Origin of the sequence: Flavobacterium sp., from assembly GCF_021151785.1 — a bacterium.
GTDB lineage: Bacteria > Bacteroidota > Bacteroidia > Flavobacteriales > Flavobacteriaceae > Flavobacterium.
The window spans coordinates 1-8,138 of record NZ_JAGKWP010000102.1 but is presented as its reverse complement, the minus strand read 5'-3'; the positions used below and the strand labels follow the sequence as shown (position 1 = coordinate 8,138).

The window sequence follows — 8,138 nt, the reverse complement described above, 5'->3', positions numbered from 1 at the left end:
AATAAATACAATTTTATTCTTTTACAAAATCAATATTTCGCATTAATCCTTCAAACTTGGTTCGTTTGACAGCAGAATTTTTAAATACTTTATTGAAAGTTTCTTTGGTAAGTTCTTGCCAATCGCGTTTAGAAAACTGAAGTAGTTCTGCTTTTGGCTCAAAAAGTGGTTCTTGATGGGGTTTTGCAAATCGGTTCCAAGGACATACCTCTTGACATACGTCGCATCCAAAAACCCAATCGTTAAATTGACCTTTCATTTCTTGCGGCAAATTGTCTTTTAACTCAATCGTAAAATAAGAAATACATTTGCTTCCGTCTACCACATAGGGTTGAATAATGGCTTGTGTTGGACAAGCATCGATACAAGCCGTACAGGTACCGCAATGATCTGTAGTAGGAAGGTCATATTCTAATTCAAGGTCTATAATTAATTCGGCTATAAAATAAAACGAACCTACTTTTTGGGTAATTAAATTGGCATTTTTTCCAATCCAACCCAAGCCGCTCTTTGCAGCCCAAGCCTTATCTAAAACGGGAGCCGAATCCACAAAAACTCGTCCGTTTACTTCGCCAATTTCTTCCTGAATGAATTGTAATAATTGCTTTAATTTCTCTTTAATGACGAAATGATAATCTTCGCCATAGGCATATTTAGAAATCTTGTAACTCGCTGGATTTTGAATTTCGGAAGGATAATAATTGAGTAGTAGAGACACCACGCTTTTTGCTCCATCAACTAACAAACGTGGATCTAACCGTTTGTCGAAATGATTTTCCATGTAGGCCATTTGCCCGTGGTAATTTTTATTGAGCCATTTTTCTAAACGTGGCGCTTCTTGCTCGAGAAAGTCCGCTCGGGAAATTCCGCAAGAAAGAAAGCCCAATGTCAAAGCCTTTTCTTTTATTAAATTGGTATATGTGGATTTAGAAGTCAGAATTTAGAAGTTAGAAGTTAGAAGTTAGAAGTTAGAATAATGGCTACTAATTAGATTTTAAATTCATTCTACTTTTGGTATTTTTTAATATAGTAACGAATATTGAGGTTAATTGGTTTGCTTCGTTCATTAAAAAATCTAATTCAGAAGTATCTTTCCATTTCATTTCTTTTATTATTTCTAACCAAAATAAAGTTTCATCTGCTTCTTCCAAAACAATATTAAGTTTTGAAATAAACTCTGCATCACTTCTCCCTCTACAAGCTGATCTGTAATTTGCACCTACTGAAGAACATGATTTTGCCAATTGATTTACAATTATTTTTTTTACAATAGAATATTCAATAGTCTCAACAAAATTTAAAACACGTAAAATGAAATTTTTAGTTCGATCTTTTAAGTCATTATCTTTATAATTCATGTTTTTTTCTAAATTCTGAATTCTAAATTAAAAAAGCTCTCCTTGGTTTCCTAATTTCAATCGACCTAAATGCTTATAGGCTTTATCAGTTGCTTCTCTTCCACGAGGTGTACGCATTAAAAACCCTTCTTGAATTAAAAAAGGCTCATATACTTCTTCTAAAGTTTCTGCATTTTCAGCAACAGCGGTGGCTAGAGTCGTAATTCCGACTGGACCACCTTTAAATTTATCAATTATCGTAGATAAAATTTTATTATCCATTTCATCTAATCCATGCGCATCCACATTTAATGCTTTCAAGGCAAATTGTGCGATTTCGGTATCGATACGACCGTTTCCTTTAATCTGAGCAAAATCGCGCACCCTACGCAACAAGGCATTCGCAATACGTGGCGTTCCTCGACTTCTACCAGCAATTTCGATAGCCGCTTCTAAATCGATCGGCACATTTAAAATGGATGCACTTCGTTCGATGATGGTGGCCAGCAATTCGGTGTTATAATATTGCAATCGGCTTTGAATACCGAAACGGGCACGCATAGGCGCGGTTAATAATCCGGAACGTGTGGTAGCCCCAACCAAGGTAAACGGATTTAGATTGATTTGAACCGTTCGCGCATTGGGTCCGCTTTCTATCATGATATCGATTTTATAATCCTCCATAGCAGAATACAAATATTCTTCCACTACTGGTGATAATCGATGAATTTCATCTATAAACAACACATCACGTTCTTCCAAATTCGTCAACAAACCCGCTAAATCGCCAGGTTTATCCAGCACGGGTCCAGATGTAATTTTAATTCCTACCCCCAATTCATTAGCCAAAATATTTGCCAAGGTTGTTTTTCCTAAACCTGGAGGTCCGTGAAACAAGGCATGATCCAACGCTTCACCACGTTGATTGGCTGCTGCCACAAATATTTTTAAATTCTCTAACACATGATCTTGTCCGGCAAAGTCATCAAAACTTAACGGACGAAGTGCCCGCTCGATATCCATATCTTGCGGTGTGAATTTATCTTTATTTGGATTTAAATTTTCGTTCATAGGACAAAGATAAATAAAGTTCGATGTATTTATCTATTTACCAATTTATGAATTGAAAAATAGTAGTGAAGTATAGCCCAGGTTGGAGTGGTATCTTTTTTATTATTAAGAAACGGAATGGGACAAAAAAATAAAACAGAAAACGGGATTGCTTTTGTATGAGGCGATAAATATGTGCTTCGGATTAAAAACCAAGTATTGCTTTAGCAATGGTGAAATAAATTAATATCCCCATAATGTCATTACTAGTTGTAATGAAAGGCCCCGTTGCTAATGCAGGATCGACGCCGTATTTGTCTAAAATAATTGGAATAAACGTCCCGATAAGTGAAGCAAAAATAATGACACTTAGTAAAGCAATTGAAACAGTAATGCCAATGGTATATTCGAATCCGAAAACAAAATGACTAACTAAAATAAGAATTCCAGATAAGAAGGCACCGTTCATTAAACTCAAACTGAATTCTTTAATTAAGCGATTGATGATACTTCCTGTGATGGTATTATTTGCCAAACCTTGAACAATAATAGCGCTTGACTGAACCCCAACATTACCACCCATAGCAGCAATTAATGGAGTGAACAAAAATAAGGTAGGATGATTTGCCATAGCTGGTTCAAAAATACCCAATACACGCACTGAAATAAAACCACCAAATAATGCCAACACCAACCAAGGTAAACGCGCTTTGGTTAATTCTAGAATGCTATCATCAGCTTCAACGTCTTGAGAGATACCGGCTGCTAACTGGTAATCTTTATCTGCTTCTTCTTTAATAATATCTACGATGTCATCAATAGTAATACGGCCAACTAAACGACCTAGTTCGTCTACAACAGGAATGGCTTCAAGATCATATTTTTGCATAATACGCGCCACCTCTACATCTTTTGTGTCGACTTTAACGTAATCGACTTTTTTAATAAAAACTTCGCTAATTTGGGTTTTAGTTGATGTGGTCAATAAGTCTTTCAATGATAAACGACCTTTTAATCGATCTTCATCGTCAACGACATAAATAGAATGCACACGGGTAACATTTTCTGCCTGAAGGCGCATTTCTTTTACACAAGTTAATACATTCCAATTTTCATTGACTTTAACTAACTCTTTTGCCATGATTCCACCCGCAGTATTTTCGTCATAGCGTAATAGATCGACAATATCTTTAGCGTGTTCAACGTCTTCTAACTCAGAAATTACTTCGGCTTTTTTCTTTTGAGGTAGTTCAGCGATAATATCAGCTGCATCATCTGTGTCGAGTTCGTCAAGCTCTTCAGCAATTTCTTTTGCCGAAAGCGTTCGCAAAATAGCTTCCCTAACCTCTTCGTCTAATTCAAGAAGAATTTCAGCTGTCTTTTCAGAGTCTAATAAATTGAAAATATAAATGGCTTGTTCATCTTGCAAGTCATTCATAATTTCTGCAATATCAGCAAAGTGAACATCTTGTAATAGTGTTTCCAACTCTTGAGCTTTATTCTCTTGAATTAAGGATTCTATTTGTTCGAAAAATTCTTTACTGATTTTGAACTCCATCGGCAGCTATTTTTTGAGTTAACGAAATGAAATCTTCAACGGATAATTGTTCCGGACGCAGTGCAAAGATAGTATCTTCTTGTAATTTATCCGATAAATTCAAGCTTTTTAAACTATTACGCAGTGTTTTTCTTCGTTGATTGAAAGCTGTTTTAACAACAGTAAATAGTAATTTTTCGTCGCAATCCAATTTATAATTTTCTTTACGACGCATAATCATTACTCCTGAATCCACCTTTGGAGGAGGATTAAAAACGGTTGGTGGCACTGTAAACAAATATTCACAATCATAAAACGCTTGTGCTAATACCGATAAAATACCATACACTTTACTCCCTTTTTTAGAACAAATACGTTGTGCCACTTCTTTTTGAAACATTCCGGAAAACTCAGGAACTTGATCACGCATTTCTAAAGTTTTAAAAACAATTTGAGTAGAAATATTATAAGGAAAATTACCAATTATAGCAAAAGGTTCCTCTGCAAAAACTTCTTTTAGATTATACTTTAAAAAATCTTTAGAAATGATATTTGGAGCTAAATTAAGATAATGTGTTTGTAAATATTCTACGGATTCCGTATCAATCTCGATTACAAAAGTTTCAATAGGTTTTTCTAACACATATTTAGTTAAAACACCCATTCCAGGACCAATTTCCAATACTTTTTTATATCCAGTTAAAGATAAACTATCTGCAATATCTTTAGCGATACTTTCGTCAGTTAAAAAATGTTGTCCTAAATGTTTTTTTGCTTTTACAGACATGAACTAGTTTTTGCGTGTGAAAAATTCATCTAAAACTTCTAATTCCGTTCTAAATGCTAACATTTTATCTCCAAACATACGTGCGCCTTCCTCACGTAAACGAGGCGCATGATTTAGATAATAATTTTCTAACTTTTCTTTTGAATCTGTAAAATATTGAATAGAATAAGTTGTACCTCCCATTTCTTCTTCCACTAAAACTTTTATCATTTTAGCTTTATGAAATAGTCCAGTTGAAAGTACATCATCAATATGTTTCGTTTTCATCCAATTAAGCCATGCATCACGAACACTATCGTCAATATTGATAGTAACATTATATATTATCATTATCTCTTATTTTATGCAAAGATACTTAATAATAAGCTAGTGCGTATGTAAAAAAAAGACAAAAAAAAGACCTCTAAATTAGAGGCCTATATATTTTAGTGGTGCAGTTGTTCTTCACCATCTTTCATTGGAACATTTTGTGGCACAAAATCCTCATCGTGACCAGGCTTACTGTAATCATATGCCCATCTGTGCACTTCAGGAATTTCACCAGGCCAGTTACCGTGAATATGTTCTACAGGGGCTGTCCATTCTAATGTATTAGATTTCCATGGATTCATAACTGCTTTTTTACCTTTAAAGATACTATAAAAGAAATTCCAGAAGAAAACAATTTGGAAAGCAGCACCTACAAGAGCAAATACAGTAATTAACACATTAACATCAGCTAATTCATCAAATAAAGGAAACGCAGAGTTCGTGTAATATCTTCTTGGTAAACCTGCCATACCGATAAAATGCATTGGGAAAAATACTCCATAAGCACAAACAGCAGTTACCCAAAAGTGAACATACCCTAATGTTTTATTCATCATTCTACCAAACATTCTAGGGAACCAATGGTATACACCAGCAAAGAACCCGTACAAGGCAGAAATACCCATTACTAAGTGGAAGTGAGCCACAACGAAATAAGTATCATGCACATTAATATCTAAAGTTGAATCACCTAAAATGATACCAGTTAAACCACCAGTAATAAATGTTGAAACTAAACCTATAGAGAATAACATAGCTGGATTTAACTGCAAATTACCTTTCCATAATGTTGTAATATAGTTGAACGCTTTAACAGCAGATGGAATTGCAATTAACAAAGTTGTAAAGGTAAATACTGAACCCAAGAAAGGATTCATTCCTGACACGAACATATGGTGACCCCATACAATTGTAGATAAGAATGCAATAGCAATGATTGAAGTAACCATAGCTCTATAACCAAATATAGGCTTTCTAGCATTAGTGGCAATTATTTCAGATGTAATACCTAAAGCAGGTAATAATACAATATATACCTCTGGGTGACCTAAAAACCAAAATAAATGTTCAAATAATACCGGAGAACCTCCTTGATAATGTAAAACTTCACCTTTAATAAAGATATCAGACAAATAGAATGACGTTCCAAAGCTTCTGTCAAAAATTAATAATAATGCAGCAGAAAATAATACTGGGAAAGAAATGACACCAATAATAGCTGTAACAAAGAACGCCCATACAGTTAGAGGAAGGCGAGTCATCGACATCCCTTTTGTTCTCATATTAATAACCGTTACAATATAATTTAATGAACCCATCAAAGATGATGCAATAAAGATAGCCATTGAAACTAACCACAATGTCATACCTAAACCAGAACCTGGAATAGCTTCAGGTAAAGCAGATAGTGGAGGATAAATTGTCCAACCTGCTGAAGCAGGACCTGATTCAACGAAAAGAGAAATAATCATGATAACACAAGAAACGAAGAACATCCAAAAAGATAGCATGTTCATAAATCCTGAAGCCATATCACGTGCACCAATTTGTAATGGAATTAACAAGTTACTAAAAGTACCTGATAAACCAGCAGTAAGTACAAAGAAAACCATTATGGTTCCGTGAATAGTAACTAAAGCAAGGTAAATATCATTTCTCATTACACCACCTGGAGCCAGTTTTTCGCCTAAGAAAATTTTAAATATTTCAAAAGATTCCTCTGGCCATGCAATTTGCATTCGGAAGAATAACGATAAGACAATCCCAACTATCCCCATCAATAAACCTGAGATAAGGTATTGCTTAGCAATCATTTTGTGGTCAATACTAAAAATGTATTTAGTAATGAAAGTTTCTTTATGATGACCGTGATCGTGTGACATACTATTTATATTATAAATTTAATCTAATCTAAATTATTTAATTACTTGAGCCATAGTTTTAGTAGAATCTAATACTACCGTATTTGAAGCTGGATCAGCTTTAGGAGCAGATGCTTCCTTCACTTGAGCAGCAATTGTTTTTTGCTCTTTAACCCACTTCTTATAATCTGCTTCAGACTCAACAATGATTTTAATTTGCATGTTGTAATGAGATGCACCACATATTTTATTACATAATAATAAATAATCAAAAGTATATGGTTCAAGAGCAGTTTGACCTTTAGCTACTAACTCAACACTTTTCTTAGCTCTAATTTTATTAATGTTAGCAACCTTTTCAATGATCTTAGGATCATTTCTCATCTCTGCAGTTGTTACAGTTGGAGTGAATGAAAATTCAGTAACCATACCTGGAACACAGTTCATTTGTGCTCTAAAGTGAGGCATATATGCCGAGTGTAATACATCTTGAGAACGCATTCTGAAATGAATTTTTTTACCAACAGGTAAGTGTAATTCAGTAACAACTTTATCGTCTTGAGCAGCAGGATCAGACATATCAACACCTAAAGTATTAACGTCTTTAATGTATCTAACATTTGCCTTACCTAGAGTGTTATCATCACCAGAATATCTTGCTTCCCAACCAAACTGTTTAGCATACAATTCTATATTGATTACTTCCTCACCTTTTTCAACATTCATAATACTGTTCCAAGTATATAAACCGTATAAAATCAATCCGGCTAAAACGATTACAGGAATAACTGTCCAAATCATTTCTAACTTGTTGTTATCTGCAAAGTAAAGAGCTTTTTGACCATCCTTACCTCTGTATTTGAATGCGAAATAATGCAAAAGAAACTGAGTGATTGTTTGTACAATAAAAATAATAACCATTGAGATATACATCAAGTTATCATAATCTTTACCATGCTCAGATGCAGGTGTTCCAAGTACAAAATGACCCCATTTTACTAATGAATAAATAGTAAATATATATATAAACCCAACAAAAGCAAACATTAGGTAGCCATTTACATTATTATCTTTATCATTAGCAATCTCTGAATTATCAATAGATTTTTCAGTTGTAAGATTAAATATTTTAGATAATTGCCAAATAGCAACCCCTAATAAAACTACAATTATAAGTACCAATAAACTGTTCATTTGTTTATTACTTTAAATATTAATAATGAAAATGTTTGCTTTCTTCTATATAAGGATTACCT

Annotated in this window: 8 protein-coding genes; all 8 read right to left on the bottom strand. The window is 33.9% G+C overall.

Annotated elements, in window-relative coordinates; translation table 11 throughout:
• Positions 1-13: 13 nt before the first annotated feature.
• On the bottom strand, positions 14-940 hold the full coding sequence (queG, locus tag QZ824_RS09670) for a tRNA epoxyqueuosine(34) reductase QueG (protein ID WP_291275816.1): 927 nt from the start codon (positions 938-940) through the stop codon (positions 14-16).
• A gap of 43 nt (positions 941-983) precedes the next feature.
• Positions 984-1,358, bottom strand: coding sequence for a four helix bundle protein (locus tag QZ824_RS09665; protein WP_291275815.1), 375 nt, complete (start codon positions 1,356-1,358; stop codon positions 984-986).
• A 27-nt stretch (positions 1,359-1,385) separates the two neighbouring features.
• On the bottom strand, positions 1,386-2,408 hold the full coding sequence (gene ruvB / locus QZ824_RS09660; RefSeq protein WP_014387480.1) for a Holliday junction branch migration DNA helicase RuvB: 1,023 nt from the start codon (positions 2,406-2,408) through the stop codon (positions 1,386-1,388).
• Between the two features lie 184 nt (positions 2,409-2,592).
• Positions 2,593-3,945 carry a magnesium transporter gene (mgtE, locus tag QZ824_RS09655; protein WP_291275814.1) on the bottom strand — a complete coding sequence of 451 codons (1,353 nt, stop codon included), beginning with the start codon at positions 3,943-3,945 and terminating at the stop codon, positions 2,593-2,595.
• Entirely contained in the window at positions 3,926-4,711 is a 786-nt protein-coding gene (rsmA, locus tag QZ824_RS09650) for a 16S rRNA (adenine(1518)-N(6)/adenine(1519)-N(6))-dimethyltransferase RsmA (RefSeq protein ID WP_291275813.1), read from the bottom strand. Before rsmA ends, mgtE begins: the two co-directional genes overlap by 20 nt.
• Before the next feature lie 3 nt (positions 4,712-4,714).
• Positions 4,715-5,041 (bottom strand): DUF4286 family protein, encoded by a 327-nt coding sequence (locus QZ824_RS09645; RefSeq protein WP_291275812.1) that lies wholly within the window; start codon positions 5,039-5,041, stop codon positions 4,715-4,717.
• Between the two features lie 95 nt (positions 5,042-5,136).
• Positions 5,137-6,903: a cbb3-type cytochrome c oxidase subunit I gene (locus QZ824_RS09640; protein WP_291275811.1), complete on the bottom strand. Its 1,767-nt coding sequence runs from the start codon at positions 6,901-6,903 to the stop codon at positions 5,137-5,139.
• Positions 6,904-6,936: 33 nt separating this feature from the next.
• Positions 6,937-8,076 carry a cytochrome c oxidase subunit II gene (locus QZ824_RS09635; protein ID WP_291275810.1) on the bottom strand — a complete coding sequence of 380 codons (1,140 nt, stop codon included), beginning with the start codon at positions 8,074-8,076 and terminating at the stop codon, positions 6,937-6,939.
• Positions 8,077-8,138 lie beyond the last annotated feature (62 nt).

Coding starts and splice junctions, on each gene's coding strand:
- QZ824_RS09645 (WP_291275812.1), bottom strand. CDS start 5,041: ATGATAATATATAATGTTACTATCAATATTGACGATAGTGTTCGTGAT.
- ruvB (WP_014387480.1), bottom strand. CDS start 2,408: ATGAACGAAAATTTAAATCCAAATAAAGATAAATTCACACCGCAAGAT.
- QZ824_RS09640 (WP_291275811.1), bottom strand. CDS start 6,903: ATGTCACACGATCACGGTCATCATAAAGAAACTTTCATTACTAAATAC.
- QZ824_RS09665 (WP_291275815.1), bottom strand. CDS start 1,358: ATGAATTATAAAGATAATGACTTAAAAGATCGAACTAAAAATTTCATT.
- QZ824_RS09635 (WP_291275810.1), bottom strand. CDS start 8,076: ATGAACAGTTTATTGGTACTTATAATTGTAGTTTTATTAGGGGTTGCT.
- rsmA (WP_291275813.1), bottom strand. CDS start 4,711: ATGTCTGTAAAAGCAAAAAAACATTTAGGACAACATTTTTTAACTGAC.
- mgtE (WP_291275814.1), bottom strand. CDS start 3,945: ATGGAGTTCAAAATCAGTAAAGAATTTTTCGAACAAATAGAATCCTTA.